Annotated in this window: 20 protein-coding genes; 6 read left to right on the top strand and 14 right to left on the bottom strand. The window is 36.7% G+C overall.

What is annotated here, in order from left to right:
- Positions 1 to 5: 5 nt before the first annotated feature.
- Positions 6 to 452 (top strand): Lrp/AsnC family transcriptional regulator, encoded by a 447-nt coding sequence (locus P176_RS0115440; protein ID WP_026755552.1) that lies wholly within the window; start codon positions 6 to 8, stop codon positions 450 to 452.
- A gap of 38 nt (positions 453 to 490) precedes the next feature.
- On the opposite strand, the gene P176_RS0115435 is transcribed toward P176_RS0115440, so the two are convergent.
- From P176_RS0115435 to P176_RS0115425, 3 genes are read right to left on the bottom strand one after another with little or no spacing between them, the layout of a single operon-like run.
- Positions 491 to 1,000: a hypothetical protein gene (locus P176_RS0115435; protein ID WP_026755551.1), complete on the bottom strand. Its 510-nt coding sequence runs from the start codon at positions 998 to 1,000 to the stop codon at positions 491 to 493.
- Positions 987 to 1,994, bottom strand: a complete 1,008-nt coding sequence (locus tag P176_RS19635) for a YpdA family putative bacillithiol disulfide reductase (RefSeq protein ID WP_037349367.1) — start codon at positions 1,992 to 1,994, stop codon at positions 987 to 989. Before P176_RS19635 ends, P176_RS0115435 begins: the two co-directional genes overlap by 14 nt.
- Before the next feature lie 13 nt (positions 1,995 to 2,007).
- Positions 2,008 to 3,237, bottom strand: a complete 1,230-nt coding sequence (locus P176_RS0115425) for an MFS transporter (protein ID WP_037348984.1) — start codon at positions 3,235 to 3,237, stop codon at positions 2,008 to 2,010.
- Positions 3,238 to 3,484: 247 nt separating this feature from the next.
- Here P176_RS0115425 and P176_RS0115420 point away from each other — a divergent pair, with 247 nt between their 5' ends.
- Complete coding sequence (locus P176_RS0115420) at positions 3,485 to 4,093, top strand: DUF1684 domain-containing protein (protein WP_026755549.1); 609 nt, start codon at positions 3,485 to 3,487, stop codon at positions 4,091 to 4,093.
- Between the two features lie 18 nt (positions 4,094 to 4,111).
- Here P176_RS0115420 and P176_RS0115415 read toward each other — a convergent pair whose 3' ends face one another.
- The 7 genes from P176_RS0115415 to P176_RS0115385 all read right to left on the bottom strand — a co-directional run bounded on the left by P176_RS0115415 (position 4,112) and on the right by P176_RS0115385 (position 10,451).
- Entirely contained in the window at positions 4,112 to 4,951 is an 840-nt protein-coding gene (locus P176_RS0115415; RefSeq protein WP_026755548.1) for an alpha/beta hydrolase, read from the bottom strand.
- Positions 4,952 to 5,086: 135 nt separating this feature from the next.
- Positions 5,087 to 5,416, bottom strand: a complete 330-nt coding sequence (locus P176_RS19630) for an ATP-dependent Clp protease adaptor ClpS (RefSeq protein WP_051605529.1) — start codon at positions 5,414 to 5,416, stop codon at positions 5,087 to 5,089.
- A gap of 71 nt (positions 5,417 to 5,487) precedes the next feature.
- Complete coding sequence (prmA, locus tag P176_RS0115405; protein ID WP_026755547.1) at positions 5,488 to 6,324, bottom strand: 50S ribosomal protein L11 methyltransferase; 837 nt, start codon at positions 6,322 to 6,324, stop codon at positions 5,488 to 5,490.
- 121 nt (positions 6,325 to 6,445) lie between these two features.
- Complete coding sequence (tpiA, locus tag P176_RS0115400; protein ID WP_026755546.1) at positions 6,446 to 7,195, bottom strand: triose-phosphate isomerase; 750 nt, start codon at positions 7,193 to 7,195, stop codon at positions 6,446 to 6,448.
- A 354-nt stretch (positions 7,196 to 7,549) separates the two neighbouring features.
- Complete coding sequence (locus tag P176_RS0115395; RefSeq protein WP_026755545.1) at positions 7,550 to 8,626, bottom strand: ABC transporter permease; 1,077 nt, start codon at positions 8,624 to 8,626, stop codon at positions 7,550 to 7,552.
- A 132-nt stretch (positions 8,627 to 8,758) separates the two neighbouring features.
- Complete coding sequence (locus P176_RS0115390; RefSeq protein WP_026755544.1) at positions 8,759 to 9,856, bottom strand: BT_3928 family protein; 1,098 nt, start codon at positions 9,854 to 9,856, stop codon at positions 8,759 to 8,761.
- A 55-nt stretch (positions 9,857 to 9,911) separates the two neighbouring features.
- Positions 9,912 to 10,451 carry a DUF1599 domain-containing protein gene (locus tag P176_RS0115385; protein ID WP_026755543.1) on the bottom strand — a complete coding sequence of 180 codons (540 nt, stop codon included), beginning with the start codon at positions 10,449 to 10,451 and terminating at the stop codon, positions 9,912 to 9,914.
- A gap of 116 nt (positions 10,452 to 10,567) precedes the next feature.
- On the opposite strand from P176_RS0115385, the gene pyrF reads away from it, so the two are divergent.
- Positions 10,568 to 11,398: an orotidine-5'-phosphate decarboxylase gene (pyrF, locus tag P176_RS0115380; protein ID WP_026755542.1), complete on the top strand. Its 831-nt coding sequence runs from the start codon at positions 10,568 to 10,570 to the stop codon at positions 11,396 to 11,398.
- 55 nt (positions 11,399 to 11,453) lie between these two features.
- On the opposite strand, the gene P176_RS0115375 is transcribed toward pyrF, so the two are convergent.
- Entirely contained in the window at positions 11,454 to 12,857 is a 1,404-nt protein-coding gene (locus P176_RS0115375; protein ID WP_026755541.1) for a rhodanese-like domain-containing protein, read from the bottom strand.
- Between the two features lie 270 nt (positions 12,858 to 13,127).
- Here P176_RS0115375 and P176_RS19625 point away from each other — a divergent pair, with 270 nt between their 5' ends.
- The 3 genes from P176_RS19625 to P176_RS0115360 all read left to right on the top strand — a co-directional run bounded on the left by P176_RS19625 (position 13,128) and on the right by P176_RS0115360 (position 18,158).
- Positions 13,128 to 13,580 (top strand): response regulator, encoded by a 453-nt coding sequence (locus P176_RS19625; protein ID WP_051605528.1) that lies wholly within the window; start codon positions 13,128 to 13,130, stop codon positions 13,578 to 13,580.
- Between the two features lie 79 nt (positions 13,581 to 13,659).
- Positions 13,660 to 14,094 (top strand): hypothetical protein, encoded by a 435-nt coding sequence (locus P176_RS0115365; protein WP_026755540.1) that lies wholly within the window; start codon positions 13,660 to 13,662, stop codon positions 14,092 to 14,094.
- On the top strand, positions 14,094 to 18,158 hold the full coding sequence (locus tag P176_RS0115360) for a CheR family methyltransferase (protein WP_026755539.1): 4,065 nt from the start codon (positions 14,094 to 14,096) through the stop codon (positions 18,156 to 18,158). Before P176_RS0115365 ends, P176_RS0115360 begins: the two co-directional genes overlap by 1 nt.
- Before the next feature lie 47 nt (positions 18,159 to 18,205).
- Here the strand turns inward: P176_RS0115360 and P176_RS0115355 are convergent, their stop codons facing one another.
- The 3 genes from P176_RS0115355 to P176_RS19620 all read right to left on the bottom strand — a co-directional run bounded on the left by P176_RS0115355 (position 18,206) and on the right by P176_RS19620 (position 21,693).
- Entirely contained in the window at positions 18,206 to 18,649 is a 444-nt protein-coding gene (locus tag P176_RS0115355; RefSeq protein ID WP_026755538.1) for a response regulator, read from the bottom strand.
- Positions 18,650 to 18,828: 179 nt separating this feature from the next.
- Positions 18,829 to 19,839: a helix-turn-helix domain-containing protein gene (locus P176_RS0115350; RefSeq protein WP_026755537.1), complete on the bottom strand. Its 1,011-nt coding sequence runs from the start codon at positions 19,837 to 19,839 to the stop codon at positions 18,829 to 18,831.
- A gap of 264 nt (positions 19,840 to 20,103) precedes the next feature.
- Positions 20,104 to 21,693, bottom strand: a complete 1,590-nt coding sequence (locus P176_RS19620; RefSeq protein ID WP_051605527.1) for a PAS domain-containing sensor histidine kinase — start codon at positions 21,691 to 21,693, stop codon at positions 20,104 to 20,106.
- Positions 21,694 to 21,734: the final 41 nt, after the last annotated feature.

The following is a 21,734-nucleotide window of genomic DNA, read 5'->3' as shown; positions in this document are numbered from 1 at the left end:
TTTAAATGCAAATTGACACCCTCCATTGGAAAATTTTAAAATGTCTCCAACAAAACGCCAGACAGTCTAATGCTGAAATCGGAAGGCAAGTTGGGATTAGCTCTCCAGCGGTCTCCGAACGTATTAAAAAAATGGAGGATGCTGGCATTATAGAAAGCTACAACACGCTTATAAGTCCGTTTGCCGTTGGCTACCAACTCAAAGCCCTCATTACATTAAGAGCTTTTATGGGCATGTTAAAACCTTTTTTAGAAAAGGTAAAAACCTACGACGAAGTGATCAATTGCTATCGCATTACTGGTAATGAAAATATTGTGATGGAAGTAGTACTAAAAAACCAAAAGCATTTAGAGACCTTTATTGACCAACTCATTGTTTACGGTGAAACCAAAACACAAATTGTACTGTCTCGTGTAATTAAGCACAATGAAGTCAAACCGCTGAGCAAATAACTGCTCTAATGTAAGAGCTACCGAAAGAAGCCTTGTCACTAATCGTCGGAAAAATCGTCGGAATCGAAAGGCAGGTCCCCATCGGGATCTGGATCATCATAATTAACGCCTGGTGGATTAAAAAGTCCCCAACGATCGGTAATGTAATGCCACTGGTCAAAAGATTTTACCCACTCTGCAAAAAGTACTCTGAACTCCTCTACTGCATCTCTCAAGAGGTCGAGATATTCTACGTCTTTAAATCCGTGCATTTGAATGCCACGAGCATCTGTAATTAACTCTCTCGCCGACTTTCTGATAATGGCAGCATTTTCCATACGTATGTCGTACAGCATTTCCTCACTTGCTGCACCCGCAATCTTTGCAGGAATTATAAGCGAATTATCACGCATGTAATTCACGTTGCATTGTATCATTTCGGCTTCAATTTCCTTTTCAAAATCAATTTCAGATGCCTCTACAGCTTCGGCGATATGATCTACCAACTTTTGGATCTCCATTGCTTTTTTAAAGATGGGCAGTTTCTCCCATTTTTCAAATAGTCTCATGTTGCTTTTTATCTTCTGCTACGTTTTGTGTTGCCTTGCTTTCAAGGTGATCGACAATCATTTTAGCATGAATTCTTGAATTCTCTATAAACCATTTATGGGTTTCCATCCCGCCACAGATTACACCTGCCAAATACAAGCCCTTTACATTGGTCTCCATGGTCTTATCATCATAGGTTGGGATGTGTTTCTCGTCTTCAGAAAAGGTCACTCCTGCTTTTTTCAAAAATTGAAAATTGGGCTTGTAACCCGTTAGTGCAATCACATAATCGTTATGAAATGTCTCATGCCCTTCAGGAGTTTTTATAGTGATGTCATGATCTCGAATCTCTGTGATTTCCGAATCAAAATACGCCTTGATACTTCCTTCCTCAATTCGGTTTATGATGTCTGGTCTTACCCAGTACTTTACACGTTCTCCTATTTGAGACCCTCTTACTACCATAGTCACATTTCCGCCTTTACGATAAATCTCAAGAGCAGCATCTACAGACGAGTTACTTGCGCCAACCACTACAATATCTTGAAGGGTATAAGGATGTGCTTCTTTGTAATAATGAAATACCTTTGGAAGCGCTTCCCCTTTTACATTCAACAGATTGGGAATATCATAAAAGCCGGTAGCGATTACGACATTATGTACCATGTATTGGTTTTTATCAGAGTTTACATGAAAGCGATCGCCTTCTTTTTCTACGGAAAATACCTGCTCGTACAAATTGATTTGAAGTGTATTAGAGGTCGTGACTCTCCTGTAATATTCTAAAGCCTCATTTCTGGTGGGTTTTGGATTATTACTGATGAAAGGAATCTTATCAATTTCTAATTTTTCCGAAGAGGAAAAAAAGGTCATGTTCAACGGATAGTTGAATAATGAATTTGTTAAAGCTCCTTTCTCTAGAACCACATAATCGATATTTCTCTTTTGACACTCTAGGGCACAGGCTATTCCAATAGGGCCCGCACCAATAATGATTACCTCTTTTTCTATCATGCGCATTGTCTTTCTAATTTTGAGATACTTGCTTTAAGTAGCTTTTTAAAACGATTAATAAAAATACACAAATGCCTGCTAAAATCGTCATGAAATACCAGGTGTTGTTAAAACCAAACCTGCCTATAAGTTGCAGCCCTGAGTTATGTCCGAAAATATGGGAGATTGAAAACGAAATGCTGTATAGCGCCATGTACTCTCCTTGATTTCCTTTTTTAGCACGAGTTAAGGCAAATGCGTTAGAAAACGGAAAGGTGATCATTTCGCCAAGGGTCATAAATAACATGCCCACAACGATAATACCCATCCACCCTGTTAGATTGAGCACTACAAAGCTTAGTCCCGTCATTATGGCTCCAAAAAGCATGAGTCCTGTTTGGGTATATCTTGAACCTTCCAACCATTTGATGAGCGGCATTTCCAATAGAAAAATCAAAAACCCATTGAGGCCCAAAAGCAGTCCAATTTCCAGTTCGGTCATTGATTTTTCTTCTTTATAATAAATAGGAACAGTAGAAAAATATTGCAAGAATATCACCCCAAAAAGTACCATTACCACTAAAAAGATAAGAAACGCTTTATCCTTGTAAGCACTATCAGGCGTTTCGTTTTTAACCACATCTAACACCTTCGCTTTCTTTGGACTCAGCGTATACAGCAACACGATACTGGCCAAAGCACAAGTGATGCCATCTACCCAAAAGAGTCCGCCATAACTCATGGTTGTAATAATGAGTCCGCCCACTGCAGGACCCGCCGAGAACCCCAAATTAATGGCCAAGCGAATCAAAGTGAGTGATCTGGTCTTATTTTCTGGCTTACTGTATGCACTTAAAGCCACAAACATTGCAGGACGAAACATGTCTGCAAAAGCCATCACAACAAAAATACCAAAGCAAAATGTATAAAAAGTTGTCATGAACTGCAGCAATACAAACAAAATTCCCGTGGCAAATAAGCTAAATGCCATCACTTTGTAATACCCAATCTTATCGGTTAATTTTCCTCCAAACCAAGATCCTGCCACAGACCCCAAACCAAAAGCAGACATGATCCAGCCCACATCGTTGAAAGAGAAACTTAAGCTATTGGTTAGGTACAGGGACAAAAATGGAATCACCATAGTGCCTGCTCTATTGATCAAGGTGATCAAGGCAAGCCACCAAACTTCTTTAGACAATCCGGTGAACGCATTATAGTACGGAATCAGGATTCGGTTACGGATGACATGTAAAGGTTTCATTTTTGATGGGTTGATTGTTTTGGTTGGTTTATAAAAGAAAAAAGTCCTATGCTTGTTGGCATCGGACTTTTTAGTATGTGATAGAAAACGTTACGTTAACACCAGATATAACATGCCCGACACCTAAAAATAGATGCTGTTCTTTGAGTATATTTGACGTAACAATTTTGCATGATCGCGTTTAAATGTGCTCCAAAATTATGAAAAATTTGTTTATGTTGTATTTTTGAAATCAAATCCTTCACCAATGAAATTCCTATTAATTGCCTTGCTCCTAGTATTTACTGTTAGTTGTGCCCAAGAAAAAAAACCAATTTTAGGGGATACTCCCTTTCAAAAAGAACTAAATGCCGAATATAAAGATGCTACAACGTCGCCTTTAAAGAAGAAAGATCGTGAGCATTTTGAAGGTCTCGTTTTTTTTGCATTTGATTCTGCCTTTGTTGTGACGGCCTCAATCGAACGCACTCCAGACTCTAAGTGGTTTAAAATGAAAACAACAACAGACCGTTTGTCTCAAGAACGGGTGTATGGCATTTTAAATTTTGAACTTAAGGGAACAGCTTACCAATTAGAGCTGTATCAAGGCCAAGAGTTGATGACCAAAGAAGGATTTGAAGATTATTTATTTCTACCGTTCTTAGACAATACCAATGGCGATAGCACTTATGGAGGCGGACGTTATATTGACCTCAGTATCCCTGAGGGTGACACCCTAATTGTTGACTTTAATACGGCTTATAATCCTTACTGCGCTTATAATGAAAAATACTCTTGCCCAATTGTACCGCGACGTAATTATTTAGATACCGATGTCACTGCGGGCGTCAAGAAATTCCATAAATCAGAGGAGTGATCTGTTAATTTAAAGTGCTTACTGTTTTTCCAATAGCGACTTAGTTATTGCCTTGACTTCGCGATAGAGTAATGGAAATGCAGGATACATCATTTGTACATGGTTACAGCCATCCATTTCATAGATGCGAACCTGCTTGTGACCGACAATCTTCATCATACGCATCATATAGGCGTTTTCTTCATACCTACCAAGCAACTCCAACTCTCTATCTCCAGTGATAATTAGCATTGGAGGTGCATCTGCTCTTACATGATACAGTGGCGCCATAGCGTCAATAATGGGTTGTTCTCCGGGAATTCCCATCTCCTTTCTTATAGTGAAATGTGTAATGGCATGGCCAGAAAACGGGATTAACCCTGCAATTTGATTGGCATCTATATTGTGAGCCGCTAAATAACGTTGATCCAAGCCCACCATATAAGCCAGATAACCTCCAGCAGACATTCCTGAGACAAAAATTAGCGAGGTATTGCCTCCATAGTTTTCAATGTTCTTAAAGGCCCAACTTGTTGCCGCCGCAGCGTCTTTAATACAATCTGCCCCTTTGACATTTGGTGAGAGCCGATACTCTACTCCAACAATAGCAACTCCTTTATCTTTAAGGTATTCCGGGATTTCCCTATTCCCGCCAGTTAAGCCTCCACCATGAAACCAAACAATTGTTGGGAAATTCTTAATGTTGGTAGGGTAATATAAATCTACAACGCACATGCTGTTCATGTACGCATCAGCTTTCATCTCATTTGTGCTATAATATGGGATGTCTGTTTCTGTTATATATTCAATCTTGTTTTGGGCAGAAACACTTGCGATGAAGATCACGAGGATAGTGATGAAACACAGTTTAGTTTTCATTATTAGCTTGGCTTTTTAAAATTGAATAGGCACATCTAGTAAAGCGCTACACCAATATTTTGGTACGCACATCACAACATGCTATTATAAACGTAAAGATTAAGTGCTGGCTAGAGCATTTATAAAATGGATGCGCTATACAATCTCTGCACTCAACCCCGCTTCCAGTAGCATGGAGCATCGTGGTTCAAGATCATCATAGCTTCCCGTCTTAACGGTGCATTTACCTTTATAATGTACAATAATAGAACATTGCTCAGCCTGTTCTGGCGTATGCTCGCAGGCGTACATTAAGGTATCGATGACATGGTCAAACGTGTTGACCTCATCGTTAAAAAGCACAATTTCATTGAGCGGTTGCTCTAAGGTATCTAAAAGAGTTTCTTCTTTTACCTGTTCTTTTGTGCTGTCTCTAAATTCTTCGGAAACTTGAAGAAGGTGAGCATATAGGTTTTCAGAATTCATATACAACTACTTTTTTTTTGTTCGTCAGATTTCTAGACTAGCTTCGAAATCATGACATTAAAGATAACGAATTATTTTTCAAACTTTAAAGCTACCCAATGGTTTCGTTCTAAAGTTTCAACGCGATTTAGATTGTATTTATTACATTCGGCTTCAATAATTGGAATATCTTCATTGTAAAATCCACTTAAAAATAGGAGTCCGTCATTGTTTAAAGCCTTCGCATAAACCTCCATATCATTTAGTAAGATATTTCTGTTGATATTCGCAATAATCACATCATAATGCTTACCCTCTAAGAGCACTGCATCTCCCTCTAAAACGGTAACCTGTGCGCAATTGTTGCGTTCGGCATTTTCTAAACTATTTAAATAGCACCAATTGTCATAATCAATAGCATCTATGGGTTGTGCGCCTTTCATTTCGGCTAGAATGGCCAAAACACCAGTGCCACAGCCCATATCCAATACCTTTTGATTTTTTAAATCGGTATTCAAAATATGCTGAATCATCATGTGGGTGGTTTCATGATGCCCTGTCCCAAAACTCATTTTTGGTTCTATTATGATATCATACTCTGTTTGGGGTTTCTCGTGAAAAGGCGCACGCACGGAGCACCTGTCATCTACAATAATGGGATGAAAGTTCTTTTCCCATTCACTGTTCCAATTGGTTTGTTCAATTTCCTCTAAAGTAAAACTGATTTTGAATTCTGATGACTTTAAGATGTCAACATCCTCTAATATGGCATCATGCCACTCCTCTTTTTGAATGTATGCAGAAACGCCTTCTTCAGTTTCTACAAAACTCTCAAAACCAGCCGCACCTAATTCTGCAATTAAAATATCGGTTGTTGGTTGTAGGGGTTCTACCTTAAAATAATAGCCTAGATATATAGGGTTTGACATGGTATTTATAAGCATTAGAATTTAAAAAAAGTGTCCCTAGAGCTTTGTTCTGCTGAGAACAAAACCGTCTAGTTACACTTGATATCTTTATTTAGTGATTAACGTCTGTAACGTTATGATATTAAAACGCGTTGACAATGGCATAGAAATCTTCTGCTTTTAAAGAAGCACCTCCTATGAGTCCGCCATCAACATCTGGCTTGCCAAAAATCTCTTTAGCATTGTTGGGTTTTACGCTACCACCGTAGAGAATAGATACGTTGTTGGCAACGGTATTTCCATATTTGTTAGACAAGGTCTTTCTAATGAAGGCGTGCATGTCTTGTGCTTGCTCTGGGCTGGCTGTCTCTCCTGTACCAATAGCCCAAACTGGCTCGTAAGCTAAAACAATATGCTCAAAAGCATCTGCATCTAAGTGAAACAATGCATTTTTAATTTGACTCTCTACCACAGTGGCTTCATTACCAGACTTACGGTCTGCCAATTCTTCGCCAAAGCAGAAAATGACGCGCATATCATTAGATAAAGCGGCATCTACTTTTTTAGCCAAGGAGGCATCTGTCTCATTAAAATAAGCACGTCTCTCACTATGACCTAAAATCACGGTTTTAATACCAATACTTTTAAGCATGCTTGCACTTACCTCACCAGTATAGGCTCCATTTTCAGCAAAATGCATGTTCTGTGCAATCACTTCAATATCGTCCTCTCGCACTGATTGAAATGCATGCCACAGATTAGTAGTTGCTGGGGCAATCATCACCTCTGCATCTGAAGTTTTGCTTTGTTTTTTTAAGTCTGAAACCAAATCTTCGGTTTGTGCCAAATCATTGTTCATTTTCCAATTTCCTGCTACAATATGTTTTCTCATGTGGATTGCTTTCGTTTTTTAGTTCGTATTTATTTTATCAGTGCTTTTATCTTTAAACCCTAAACCTTGATGGTATTAAGTTAGTTAGGCACTTTCTCTTTTGCTATTGAAATTAGGACTCTAGAAACCTCATATAAGAGTACATGCTGAATAATGTGTCACTATCAAAACCTCATCTTCATCTGATATTGTCTAAGAGGTTATAACTTTTGATATCCTTGTTCTAAGCTTTAGTGTGATTTTTCAAAGATAAAAACAAAAAGACAATTTTTGGGTTGTCTTTTTGTAATGCTTTTGATTTTGGGAAACTTTTAATACCATTACTGCTGAAAGGAATATAAAAGAGGCACTATGCTATTCTAATTTCACTTTAGGGTCTAGCCAGCCATAGATCACATCTACCAAAATATTGATGACTATAAACAATAATGCAATAACCAATACAGATCCCATAATCACGGGAAGGTCTAAGGTATTTAATGCATTTACAATTTCTTTCCCTAGGCCATTCCATCCAAAAATATACTCAACAAAAACGGCACCTGCCAACATGGAGGCGAACCATCCCGAAATTGCTGTAACCACAGGATTTAAAGCATTTTTAATAGCATGTTTTCTAATCACTTGAACATCACTCAATCCTTTGGCTCTTGCCGTTCTAATATAATCTTGATTGAAGACTTCTAAAAGAGAGTTTCTCATCAGTTGGATGACTACGGCCAACGGACGAATGCCAAGCACCACCGCTGGTAGAATCAAATTTTCCCATTGAATGTGCATCTTTTCTCCAAAATCATCCAACTCATAGAGACTTCCGGTCATTTCGAGATGGGTATATTCGTGTAGCACATAACCAAAAAACCATGCGAATAAAATGGCACTGAAAAACGATGGGACACTCATCCCAAGCGTACTAAAGATCTGGATGGTTTTATCAATCCACTGGTCTTTGAATAATGCCGATAGGATTCCGAAGAAAACCCCTAAAATAATCGCAAGTGTAATGGCAGATACCGCCAAAACTGCAGTATTAGGGAGCGTTTCTCCAATAACCTGAGATACTTTTTTGCCTTGTTTGGTAAAAGACTCCCGCAAATACGGATACTTGATAACCGTAGTGGTTTCTCCAATAGTAAACAGCTGTGCTGCGGTATATTTGCCTTTGTCTAAATGTGTGTAATCTTTAGTATGGGTAGAATGGAACGATAATGGAGATAAATCGTTTAAATAATAAAGGTATTGTGTTGAGATGGGTTTATCAAAACCATATTTGGCCTTCACTGCTGCAATTTGTGCGCTGTCTTCATTTTGCCCAAGCATCATTTGTGCAGGATCTCCTGGCAAGACATTAAACAGAAAAAAGATTACGGTATTTACCCCAAAAAGGGTGAGTAGCGCGTAAAATAGTTTATTAAGAAAATAGCTAAACAAAGTTTATCATGTATTTATTATCAAAACGTAAGCGCATTCACCTAAACAGATGGCATCTACAACTGATGGCTGTGAAAAGGTTTCAAAATTAACAGAACGACCAAAATAAAATGAACTCTAGCTTAACGGCTATTAAAATTCTAAATCATCAATATCGTTCCAATGTACTTTTTGAGTTACAGTCCCTTTTTCTAGCACTAAAACACCTGGGTTGGCTCTCACTATGGTCTTTAATACTTTTTCATCACAGAGATAAAAATCAACATCTAAGTCATAAACACTTTTTACTTCCATTTTTTTAGCATCTCCGGAAGCGGTTAGGCCAATGACCTTATATCCGTTTTTCTGAGCAAGATCTGTCATGGCTTTCAATTTTTTAAATCCGTCTACTTCTGCTTTTTCAAGACTGTAGGAGACGATCATTACCAGTTTTTCTTCTTCTAAAAATGCCTGAGTCAAGTCTTCATCTTCAGATTCAATAGAAAAATCCTGAATTTTAGGCACATCACCTTCCTCTATGGTTTCGGTGTCAACACTTATAATTTTGTCATAGCTTTTGGGACCCCGACCGTCATCTTTGAGTGTTTTTTCTTCCCCATCCTCTGTCGTATAGGTCCAAACATACTCGGTTACCGGTTTTTGAGCATCTGGTGGCAACTTCATGTTCTCCTGTAAATTGGCGCCAACATTATAAGCTCTAAAATCAAATACTGGTAAATGCATCAATACATAATACCCAAATCCTAAACAGACCACAAAACTCAATAGCGCAGTGATGGTCAAAGGAAACTTCCCTAAAACCGGCTTGATATGGCGTTTACCTACAAATAAGATCACAATCATAACGAGCAATACGACATCTTTCCAAAAGGACTCCCAAGGGTCTAGTTTTAAGAAGTCACCAAAGCATCCACAATCTTTTACCTTTTCAAAATAAGCTGCATAAAAGGTCAAGAATGTAAAAAAGACAATCATGGCCAATAAGCTCCAAACCGTAAATTTGGGTTTATAACCAATAATAAGAAACACGCCTAAAACCACTTCAAAAACCACTACAATTACTGAAATACCTAAAGCAAAAGGCATTAAAAAAGGGATATCTAAAACGTCGTAACTAAAGTATTCCTGTAATTTATAAGAAAAACCAATGGGGTCGTTGAGCTTGATAAAGCCGGAGAAAATAAACAGGGCTCCAACCAGTAATCGGCAAATGTTTACGATTGATTTCATGAACAAGTTTTTATTTTTATAATTGATTTACTCTAGAGATTTGTAATGCGATACATTACTGTTGTTCTATATGAATTAGGGCAAAGACCGAATAATTGATCATGTCTTGATAATTGGCGTCAATACCTTCACTTACTAAGGTTTTACCAGAATTATCCTCAATTTGCTTAACTCTCAATAATTTTTGCAGAATAAGATCGGTTAAACTGCTTACACGCATTTCGCGCCAGGCTTCACCATAATCATGATTCTTATCCAACATCAATTGCTTGGTTGTGGCGATCTGTTGATCATATAGTTTTGTAGCCTCCTCTACCGAAAGATCTGGTTGCTCCACCACTCCTTTTTCGAGCTGGATTAAGGCCATGGTGCAATAATTAATGATTCCAATAAACTCACTGACTTCGCCTTCATCTACCCTTCTCACCGCATTTTGCTGCAAACCTCTTATGCGTTGGGCTTTTATAAAAATCTGATCGGTAAGGGAAGGTAACCTTAAAATGCGCCATGCGCTTCCATAATCGGACATTTTATTTAGAAATAGACTTCTACATTTTGCAATGACATCGTCATACTGTTGGGAGGTATCCTGCATTGAACCGTTTTATTTCTGTAAATTTCGCTTAAATTGTTCAGAGTTCAAAGTTGAACCTTCCAAATTCATTATTTTTTACGGATTTTTGCAAAGACAATCAAAACGTAAAAAACGACGTGACCACACAACAACTTATTGACCAGATTCATAAAAAGAAATCGTTTCTATGTATTGGATTAGATACCGACATGGAAAAAATCCCAGAGCATCTCTTATTAGATGAAGACCCTATATTCGCTTTTAACAAGGCCATTATAGATGCTACACATCATTTGTGTGTGGCCTATAAGCCAAACATCGCCTTTTATGAAGCACACGGATTGGCCGGTTGGAAAGCTCTGGAGCAAACCATGATGTACCTCAACATCAAACACCCAGAAATTTTTACTATTGCCGATGCAAAACGTGGTGATATTGGCAATACCAGTAATATGTATGCGAAGGCCTTTTTTGAAAATTTAAACTTTGACAGTATTACAATTGCACCATATATGGGTAGAGATTCTGTTGAGCCTTATTTAGACTATAAGGATAAGCATACCATCTTACTGGCCCTCACTTCTAATCCTGGATCTTTTGACTTTCAAGTAAAAAAAGGAAAAGGCCGAAGTGTTTACAAACGTGTATTAAAACGCTCTCAGCAGTGGAAAAACTCTAAAAACCTCATGTATGTGGTTGGTGCCACACAAGCGAAATACCTAGAAGGTGTGCGTAAAATTGTGCCCAACTCCTTTCTCTTGGTTCCCGGTGTTGGTGCCCAAGGTGGTAATCTGCAAGAGGTGTGTAAATATGGAATGACAGATCATGTTGGTCTTCTCATCAACTCCTCAAGAGGGATCATCTATGCATCACAGGGAGAAAATTTTGCCGAAGTTGCAGCTGAAAAAGCTTTAGAACTTCAAAAAGAGATGTCTTCTATCTTAGAAGCCCAAAAGAAATCATCTTAGTCATAACTCCTCTAAAGTTGAAAACCATCAATTTTAGAGGAGCTTTTTTATAAGATCATGAGGTTGCCTCTACAAATTCTGAAGACGGTAAATTGGTCGTTTTAATGGCTCCAAAACCGCCAGCAACGTCCACAAGTTTATGAAAACCTCTGGATTTTAAAATGGAAGCCGCAATAACACTGCGATATCCACCGGCACAATGAATGTGATATACCTTATCTTTTGAGATATCACTCATCTTCGAATTGATATAGTCTAATGCAAAATGTTGAGCGCTTTGTAAATGCTTCTTGGCATACTCGCCATCACGACGCACATCAAGAATGTGAATGTCCTTACTTTTTAGTCTTTCAGCAAACGTTTCCGCAGAAATAGAATCTAGCGTTTCTACTTCTCTACCCGAAGATTTCCAAGCGGCCATACCTCCTTCTAAATACCCTAAGGTATTGTCATATCCTACTCGGGACAAACGCGTTACTGCTTCCTCGACTTTTCCTTCTGGCACTACCAATAATATTGGCTGTTTTAAATTGGTGATTAATGCCCCTACCCATGGCGCAAACTGTCCGTTAAGTCCTATAAAAATAGCATTGGGAATATGCGCTCCAATAAAATCACTTTGTGGTCTTACATCTAGCACCAAAGTTCCTTCTTGATTTGCTAGCGCCTCAAACGCTTCAGGATTTAAAGGCTTATTTCCTGTTTTCAATACTTGCTCAAAACTATTGTAACCTGTTTTATTGATCATGGCGTTCTTTGCAAAGTATTGAGGTGGCGGCGCCATCCCATCCAAAACCTCTTTAACAAATTCTGCTTTGGTCATATCTGCCCTTAAGGCGTAATTGCTTCTTTTTTGCTCGCCAATAGTTCCCACGGTTTCCTTGCTCATGCTTTTTCCGCAGGCAGATCCTGCACCGTGAGCAGGATATACAATCACATCATCTCCTAATGTCATTATTTTTTCACGAAGCGAATCAAAGAGCATTTCGGCCAAATCTTCTTTGGTTAAATTAGATTTGATGGCTAAATCTGGACGACCAACATCACCTAGAAACAAGGTGTCACCAGAAAAAATAGCGTGGTCTCTTTCGTGTTCATCTCTAAGAAGGTAGGTGGTAGACTCTAAAGTATGTCCTGGAGTGTGCAACACTTTAATACTAATATCTCCTAATTTAAAAACCTCGCCGTCCTTAGCCTTATAACTCTCATATTCGGTTTCTGCTCCTGGACCGTAAACGATTGTTGCTCCAGTTTGATTGGCGAGATCTAAATGACCAGACACAAAATCTGCATGAAAATGCGTTTCAAACACATACTTAATTTCGGCATTGCTTTCCTTTGCTTTTTCTATGTAAGCCCTTGTTTCTCTGAGTGGATCAATAATGGCGAACTCTCCATTAGATTCTATATAATAAGCACCTTGCGCCAAACAGCTGGTGTAAACTTGTTCAATTTTCATATAAGCTATATATCGTTACCGTTTTTTTGGAGAACTCTGCAAAGATAACAAGTCTTGCGTTTTTCTTAGGAAGAAATTAGATTGTTATTTCAACGTCCGTAGCTCTAAAGCGAGTAAAGACGGATGTATTTTTTATTTAGAATTGATTTAGGACTAAAACTTAATGCATTTGCATCATTGCATAACGATAGCTGTTGCTACCTTGAACATTATTAAAACCTTATGTGACTTAACCTTTGTCAATCGAAATAAACCCTAAAATCAAATTGTATGGCAACTGATGATAATAAACAATTAGAGCTTTCAGTTTATTTGGCAGATGATGATAAAGATGATCAAGATCTATTTAAAACTGCCCTATCTGAAATTAATCCCAATATTAAACTCCGTCTATTTATTAGAGGAAAAGATCTCATTGCTGCTATGAACAGCGAAACACAGAAACCGGACCTCATCTTCTTGGACCTTTATATGCCGATTATGGACGGTGAGTCCTGTTTGAAAGAGATTAAAACAAATCTTAAACAAAAACACATTCCTGTTATCATTTATTCTTCGGAATTTGATCTAGACCGCATCGAAGATTTGTTTGAATTGGGTGCTGATGGTTATTTAAAAAAGCCATTTTCATATGATGATTTAATAACATCACTAGAAAAAATATTACCGCCTTCCAATACATATGGGAAGGATGATTTCTTCAAACGTCAAATTGTAGCCTAACCTCCTACGGTTTTTATTGGCGCTGTTGTTATAACAATTAGCTCTGTAATACTAAGGTTAGAAACGTAAAATAAGAATAATGACTACAAATTTTAGAACTTTCATCATTGGCACCTCACCAAGAGGGAAAACAGCCATGACTGAAAAGCTAAAATCTATCCCTAAAACAGTTAGTGCAGTATTTGTGGCTGTTGTTCAAAGTATTTTTAATGTTTCTACGGTATCCGAAGAAACTCTTCTTTCTGAATTTGAGACATCAGGTATTGATACCCATCCTTGCTATGTTAGGCATTGGTCTACCAAAGATGCTCTATTGAAAAGTCAAGATGAATCTTTAGAAAAGGCTATACGGTTAGCGATGCGCTCTGTAGAGAAAAAGACAACACTTATAAATGACATGGTATCAAAATATACAAGAGATGGTTTAAAGAAGTCACAGGTCTATTCAGATAAAATTTCTGAAGTTTCAAAACATATGACTAAATTGAACAATCTACCACAACTAATTGATTAATGGAAAAACCAACAAGCAGTTCATTACAAACAAATAATCTTTATGTAGTAGGCATTGGCGCCTCTGCGGGCGGCCTTGATGCGCTATCAAAACTTCTATCTGTTTTCAACGGATCTGAATCTAAGTTTTGTGTAGTAATCGTTATGCACCTTAGCCCTGATTACAAAAGTGAATTAGCCGCGATACTTCAAAAGCGTTGCAAATGGTCTGTTGAAACCGTTACCAATAACGTCAAACTTGAACCAAGGCATATCTACGTGACCCCGCAGAATAAGGATATTCATATCAATAATGATTTTTTAGTTTTAGATGAGCTTCCAGAAAATTATTCATCCGCACCATCCATTGACGATTTTTTTACATCACTATCAAAAGCCAAGGCAAGACATGCCATTGGGATTGTGCTTTCAGGCTATGGTCACGACGGATCTAAAGGGATTGAGGCCATAAATGAAAACAAAGGTTATACTATTGCCCAATTACCAGAGACCGCCGAGCATAAAGACATGCCAGCTTCTGCTATTGAAACTAATAAAGTAGATGCCATATTACCTGTAGAGCAAATGTTTGATGAAATCAATCAATACATTCATAACATCAAGGCCATTTCTGAAAGTGATAGAGGCCCAAAGAGTATCGACGCCATTTTTGACCTATTGGAGAAAAGATCTGGCACCGATTTTTCGTTGTATAAGCCCTCTACCATTATGCGACGTATTAATCATCGCATGGCCAATCTTCAAATCAAATCGCTTCCAGACTATTTTACAATAATCAAGAACTCACCCAAAGAGTTAGACATTTTGTTTGAAACCGTTCTTATTGGTGTGACCCAATTTTTTAGAGATGAAAAAGCTTTTGAGAATTTAGAAAAAATTTTAAGAAGTTATCTTGAATCGAAAAACGCTGGAGATTCCATTAGGATTTGGTGTGTGGGCTGCGCTACAGGAGAAGAACCCTATTCTATCGCTATTCTTTTAAATGAAATTTTACAAACCGATATCAACAAATATCAAGTTCAAATTTTTGCTTCAGATATCGATGAGAAAGCACTAAATATTGCTCGACAAGGATTTTATAAAGCAGAAAGTCTAGAGAATATTCCTCAAGAGTTAATTGAAAAATATTTTGAAAAGAGAAACGGCAGTCATTACAAGATCAAAAAGTTGATCAAACAATACACCCTTTTTACAAGACATGACATTTCGAACGACCCTCCCTTTGTGAAATTGGACCTTGTTGTTTGTAGAAATTTATTGATTTATTTTAACAACAACTTACAAAAACAAACCTTTCAAATATTTCATTACGCGCTACGACCTAAAGGGCTACTTTTTTTAGGAAAATCTGAAAGTGTAGGCGTTACAGCAAATTTATTTTCTAAAATTGGTCCCAATAAACTATTTGTAAAGACAGAAGCCACCTTGGATTATGATCTTAAATTTTCAAGATTTCGATCTTCTAGAGGTAATAGCCATTTAAATAATAATAACAACCAACGTAACAACATGTCTATTGTTGATGTTGCAAAAGAAACTTTGTATTACAAATACGAACACCCTTTTGCTATTATTAATGGTAGTGCCGAGATTAAAGAGACGAATGGTAGTTTAAGGCTGTATATAGAAATTAGTCAGGGTAGCATGAACGCCAATCTCTACAAAATGGCAAACCAAGAATTTGTGGTAACTATAAAAGCTTTGCTTGCACAAGTTAAAAAAACTGGCGTACCTCATAATAGTAATACCATAAAGTTTGAACTTTATGATAATGACCATTTTGTAAAAATCAGAATTGCTCCATTAATTTACGAAGTGTCCAGTATCCAGTATTATTTGGTCGTTTTTGAGAAAGTTGAAGCTGAAAATCAAATTTTAGATTTAGAAAAAAAGCTGGGAACTTCAGATTATGTGGACCTCAGAATAAGAGAGCTCGAAGACGAGTTAGAGGCCACCAAAGAACATCTTCAAATTTTTACTGAGGAACTCGAGGCCAATAATGAAGAGTTACAAACCATTAATGAAGAATTACAGTCTGCTAATGAGGAACTTAAATCCAGTAACGAAGAATTAGAAACTGGGAACGAAGAATTACAATCGGCAAATGAGGAGCTCAACACCGCAAACAACGAGTTGCGCATTACCAATGAGATGCTTATTGAAAAAGAGAAAGAACTTCAAGAAGAAAAGGATATTAGTGAGCGCAATGCCTCTATATATAGAACTATTGCAGAAAGTATCCCCAATGGCTCTGTAGGAATCTTAAACCAAAATTTCGAAATTGAATATATCAGCGGAAAAATATTTGATCATTTAGAGATTAAACCCCAAGATATGATTGGCAAATCCATGCCTGAGCTCAACCCGTTTCCTATATATACAAAAAAACTAAGGCAATTATGCGAAGACACCCTAAACGGAACACCTGGAGAACTTGAGGTGCGATACTACGAACGTTATTTCTGGATACAAACCACATTAATAGAGCTGCCACATGAGGACGATCAATTGATTCTTTATCTTAGCCAAGATATTACCAAAGAAACTAAGGACAAAATCAAACTACAAACTACCTTAGAAGCCACCAATTTGGTTGTGGCAGAATATGATTTTATTGAAGACGTCATCATCCCAAATAAAGCCGTTTCTGAAATCTTAAACATTTCGCATAAAGGCCCTTTAAAATTATCAGACATTCGTAATAAAATTCATCCTGATGATGTGAAGCGCGCTAAAAAGCAGCTGAAAAAGTCTATAAAATCTGGAGAGCTTGATTTTGAATTACGTCTTATTGTGAATAATGAGGTTTATTATTATCGCATTATCGGAAGAATTTTGACAGATATTAATAAGAAGCCACAAACGTTGATTGCCTCTGTTGTAGATATCACCAATGATAAAAAATTGTACAATCAATTGCTAGAAAGCGAGGAGCGCTTTAAGAGAATAGCAGATGTGGCCCCTATGACTATTTGGATATTTGACAAAGACCACAATTGCACATTTATTAATAAGGCTTGGTTAGATTATACAGGTTGTACAAGAGAAGAAACCATGGGTCAAAAATGGATTCATTTTATTCATCCGGAAGATCAAGAACCTGCAATGCAAAAGTATCTCAATGCTGTAAAAGAACAAGAAGAAGTAGAAATTCAATTCCGGGTAAGAGACAAGCATGGCAATTATGGCTGGTTTCTAAGTAGAGCACAACCTTTAAAATCTTCTAACGGTGAATTTGAGGGCTATATCGGATCTGTAACTAATATTTCAAGAGAAAAAGATTATTCAGAAAAGCTCAAGTTCTTAGTTGCCGATAAAACAAAAGATCTTGAAACCTCTAATAATCAGTTAGTTAAAATTAATATGAATTTGGAGTCATATGCGCATATTGCTAGTCATGACCTGCAAGAGCCCATTAGAAAAATAAGAACGTTTAATTCCTTAATTCTTGAGCAAAAAAATGATCCTGAATTTGTAGAAAAATACGCGAGTAAAATTGACTCTTCAGCCAAGCGTATGACCGATCTTATAAGGGATATTTTAGATTATAGCAAGTTGACTTCCATTACAGAAAAAATGGAAAGAATTGATTTAAATGCTGTTCTCGATGAGATCAAAAATGATCTTGAACTTTATATGGAAGAGCATGATGGCACAATTGAGAGTGATGATTTGGGGAGCATAAGAGGTATGCAAGGTCTTGTGGTACAATTATTTTCTAATTTAATTAAAAACGGTATTAAGTATAATAAGAACTCTCCTAAAATCATTGTTTCTGCTACTGATGTTAATGGAGAAGATTTAGCCAACCATCATAATGCAAATCCAGATTCAACCTATAAAGCGGTTACATTTACTGATAACGGCATTGGTATAGATTCTAGTCAATTTAAGAATATATTTGCGCCTTTTAAAAGGCTTCACTCAAGATCTGAATACTCTGGAACTGGGATAGGACTAGCCATATGCAGACGTATTGTAGAACTTCATGAAGGCTTTATAGAACTCGATAGTGAAATTGGCAAAGGGTCAACATTTAGAGTATATTTTCCTCAAAAAGAATAAAATAATACTATAAAAAAAAGAGTAAACTATCAGTCAATTCTAACTTGTTATGGCAGTAAGACAAAATTTAATTCGTCCAATTTATTACAAGGATTGGTCCAATCGGTATCAAAAATTTTGTGAAGCACATCTTTTAGACCAGTAAAGCTATATGGTTTTTGAATAAAACCATTGGCCCCTAATTGGTAACATTTAGCAATATCGCCTTGACTATTAGAGGTTGAATACATAATCACGCAAAGTTCATCGGGGCACCAACGTTTTCTAATATCTTTTAAACACTCAAAACCATTTTTCTTAGGCATGTTGATGTCCATAAAAAGCATATCAGGCTTGTCATTTTTCGCTTCAAAGTAATTTATTAAAGATTCTCCATGCTCAAAAGTCTTAAGCATAACGTCTAGATCAATGCCATTACAAGCCGCCTCGAAGAACTCACGGTCGTCGACATCATCATCAACCAAAAACACGTGAAAAGGGATATTAGCCATAGTTTTGCAAATATCTCACAAAAATATGAATAAATAACCTTAAACAAGACAATACCTCAAATTCAGCATTTCATTTGCAGCATTGCTCAATGAAGTGCTGATTAATAGGTACTAAAACAAGATCTTAAAGAGCTGGACTTACAACTACTCTTAATAAAAGAGAGTTGCCAACTCTGATATTATGCCGATGGGGCCTGTCTACAATGTTCTAAATAATATTTTGGTGTACAATTGTAACGTTTTTTGAAAATCTTAGAAAAGTAGCTTCTACTGGTAAAACCTATTGAATATACTATTTCTGAAATATTTAAATCTCCAGCTTTAATTAAACGTTCCGCAAGTTCTATACGTTGCTTTCTTATATAATTGGTTGCCGTCATACCTGCCAAAACCTTAAAGCCTTCTTGTAGCTTGGTTGCCGAAACCCCATATTCCCTGCACAAATAGTTGACACTGTATGGGTATTCTGGCTTAAAGGCAATGGCATCAATGGCTGCCTGTATTCTTAAAAGCTCACTTTTAGACAACCAGGTCGACGTCTCTTGTTGATTTGCCATGTCACGTTGGTGATGCATAAGCTCTAATGCTAATGTAAAGTGAACAATACTTTTAATTAACAATTTTCGCACCACGCCAATTTGCTGAACGTTTCTTATTTGAAGTAACTGCTCTTTAATCTTAAGATTAAACGTCCCGTGATATTCAAACCTCTCTGATCCATCGTTGGTTAAAAACTGATTGAATAATTTATGATTGAGCAACATATCATCTACAGAAAGGTTCTGCTCCTTTTCTAATAAATTTACCTTAATTACGGCGAAGTCTGTTTTCTCATCGTTCCCTACGTACAGCCTTAGACCCGCGTCATTACTTCTTAAAATTACAGTTTGTAGTTCTTGAACCGTTTGACGTTCTAAGGCTTTGTCTTTCCAAGCATAATCTAAATTTCCTTCTAGACAATACACAAAATATAACACAGAGGAAGCATCACTATCCAACTCCATCACCATTTTCTCTACTAATTCAAAACTATATTCTGAATATAAAATTCCTGCACCCACATCAACAGAGATGGCCCTGCCTTTTCCATGGTCATTTTGAAACTGTAAAATACGGTCGCCTTCTAATCTAGAAATACTACCCCCTATTTTTTGATTTAATATATTAAGTTGTTGATGCTTGGAATCCATAATATTAGTTTTAGTTGGTTTTTAAGGAACAGGTCCTTAATTCTTTATGTCTAAATCCAAAATAGATGTGAATCCGATATGACAATTTAAATAATGCCATGGTCTCAAATGAAAGGAGTTGAGGGATATACCTAAAATAAAATTAAACTTGAAGCAAAGGTGTAGAAAATAACGAATACATCCGTTATACAATTTTAATATTCTGTTGTACAATTACAATTTAAGGAACAGAAACAACAGAATGGCAATATGTTTTGATGAATTTTATTTTGAAAAAGGAAGATAAACAGTAAAGACAGCCCCTTCGCCCAAGATACCTTTGCCATTAATCCTGCCGTGATGTGAAGTCACTATTTTTTGACAAATGGAGAGCCCTAAACCAGAGCCTGGATAATCAGATCTCGTATGCAATCTTTTAAAGATTTCGAAAATTTTATCTTCATATTTTGAGTCGAAACCAATACCGTTGTCCTTAAAGGTAATTTCCAAATATTTTGAATAGTCAGGATTCAAGGAGCTTTCAATATCAGTATGAGATAACACCTGACATTCTATTGTGATAATTGGCCTTACATTCGGTTTTCTATACTTAATTGAATTTTCAATAAGATTACTGAAAACCTGCTCTAACTGAAACTGAATGCCTAATACGAAAGACAGATCATTGTTTATGATTTGAACATCATTTTCAGAGATTCTCTCAGCCAAATCTTCCTTCACATTTTCCAACACCACATTTAAATCGACCTTAGATGGTTTATTTTCAATTTTTTCAATCTTTGAATAGGTCAAAAGATTAGAGATCAAATCACGCATTCTTTTAGCTGAAGTATTTACCTTATTAAGCGCTTCAAATCCATCTTTACTTAAAATATCCCCTTCTTGCTCGGTAATGCGACTAATAAACATTTGTATTTTCCGCAATGGTTCCTGGAGGTCATGACTGGCAATCCTATTAAAAGATTCTAGATGATCATTGGTGCGTTTTAGCTCCATGTTTTTATAACGGAGTCGTTGCTCCTCATTCTTTTTTTTGGTAAGGTCGGTCAACACCCCTACCAAATACCAATCTCCATCACGCTTATAAAATTCTCCTACAGAATTAACCGTCTTAATTTTTTTACTTTTTGTAATGATACGGTAGGTAGACTCTAATTTTGTTTTTTCATCAAAGATTTCTTTATGATATGCCTTAACTCCTGACAAATCATCTGGATGAATGAACTTATAAAACACTTCTAGCTTAGGTGTGAAATCTCCTGGTTCAAAACCTAAAATCCTAAAAGCATTATCAGAGTAATAAAGCAAGTTCTTAGTAAGATTAAGCTTGTAACTCCCAATATTTGCAACATATTCGGCTTTAGATAACAAATTATTTTTGACATTGTGCTCTAACTCAAATTCTTTTTCTTTGCTAATGTCTTTAGAGAACACAACTACACCTGTATCCAATTTTATAACACGTGAGGCAAACCAAAATTCCTCTTTACCAAAAACGTAACGTTTTTTGAACTCTCTAGGCTCTGCCGTTTTTTGACAGATAATGAGCTCTTCAAAAACGCCATTATTGAAATTTTCTGGATAATAGACAGACATTTTATTGCCTATAACATTAATGGGTTTTTCACCTACAACTTGTGTACAGTGTTGGTTAACATATTCAATCTTAAAATCAATAATATGGTCTTCATCATTAACTATAGGTAGAAAATAGCTTATTACGCTATTGCTACTGTCCATAACTCGTCGCGTAAAAGAGCGCTGCGCATCAAGCTCATCAATCTTTTCTAGTAAGATAGACTTAGAGTTATCTTCATACTCATTTACCAAGCTATTGGGTTCTTTATTTTTCAATTTGTTGTCACTAATTTACATTCTACTTAACCTCAAATATC

It is taken from the genome of Sediminibacter sp. Hel_I_10, from assembly GCF_000688335.1.
Classification (GTDB): domain Bacteria; phylum Bacteroidota; class Bacteroidia; order Flavobacteriales; family Flavobacteriaceae; genus Psychroserpens.
This window is presented reverse-complemented; position numbering and strand designations above follow the sequence as displayed.

Coding starts and splice junctions, on each gene's coding strand:
- P176_RS0115440 (WP_026755552.1), top strand. CDS start 6: ATGCAAATTGACACCCTCCATTGGAAAATTTTAAAATGTCTCCAACAA.
- P176_RS0115435 (WP_026755551.1), bottom strand. CDS start 1,000: ATGAGACTATTTGAAAAATGGGAGAAACTGCCCATCTTTAAAAAAGCA.
- P176_RS19635 (WP_037349367.1), bottom strand. CDS start 1,994: ATGATAGAAAAAGAGGTAATCATTATTGGTGCGGGCCCTATTGGAATA.
- P176_RS0115425 (WP_037348984.1), bottom strand. CDS start 3,237: ATGAAACCTTTACATGTCATCCGTAACCGAATCCTGATTCCGTACTAT.
- P176_RS0115420 (WP_026755549.1), top strand. CDS start 3,485: ATGAAATTCCTATTAATTGCCTTGCTCCTAGTATTTACTGTTAGTTGT.
- P176_RS0115415 (WP_026755548.1), bottom strand. CDS start 4,951: ATGAAAACTAAACTGTGTTTCATCACTATCCTCGTGATCTTCATCGCA.
- P176_RS19630 (WP_051605529.1), bottom strand. CDS start 5,416: ATGAATTCTGAAAACCTATATGCTCACCTTCTTCAAGTTTCCGAAGAA.
- prmA (WP_026755547.1), bottom strand. CDS start 6,324: ATGTCAAACCCTATATATCTAGGCTATTATTTTAAGGTAGAACCCCTA.
- tpiA (WP_026755546.1), bottom strand. CDS start 7,195: ATGAGAAAACATATTGTAGCAGGAAATTGGAAAATGAACAATGATTTG.
- P176_RS0115390 (WP_026755544.1), bottom strand. CDS start 9,856: ATGAAATCAATCGTAAACATTTGCCGATTACTGGTTGGAGCCCTGTTT.
- P176_RS0115385 (WP_026755543.1), bottom strand. CDS start 10,451: ATGCAGGATACCTCCCAACAGTATGACGATGTCATTGCAAAATGTAGA.
- P176_RS0115375 (WP_026755541.1), bottom strand. CDS start 12,857: ATGAAAATTGAACAAGTTTACACCAGCTGTTTGGCGCAAGGTGCTTAT.
- P176_RS19625 (WP_051605528.1), top strand. CDS start 13,128: ATGGCAACTGATGATAATAAACAATTAGAGCTTTCAGTTTATTTGGCA.
- P176_RS0115365 (WP_026755540.1), top strand. CDS start 13,660: ATGACTACAAATTTTAGAACTTTCATCATTGGCACCTCACCAAGAGGG.
- P176_RS0115360 (WP_026755539.1), top strand. CDS start 14,094: ATGGAAAAACCAACAAGCAGTTCATTACAAACAAATAATCTTTATGTA.
- P176_RS0115355 (WP_026755538.1), bottom strand. CDS start 18,649: ATGGCTAATATCCCTTTTCACGTGTTTTTGGTTGATGATGATGTCGAC.
- P176_RS0115350 (WP_026755537.1), bottom strand. CDS start 19,839: ATGGATTCCAAGCATCAACAACTTAATATATTAAATCAAAAAATAGGG.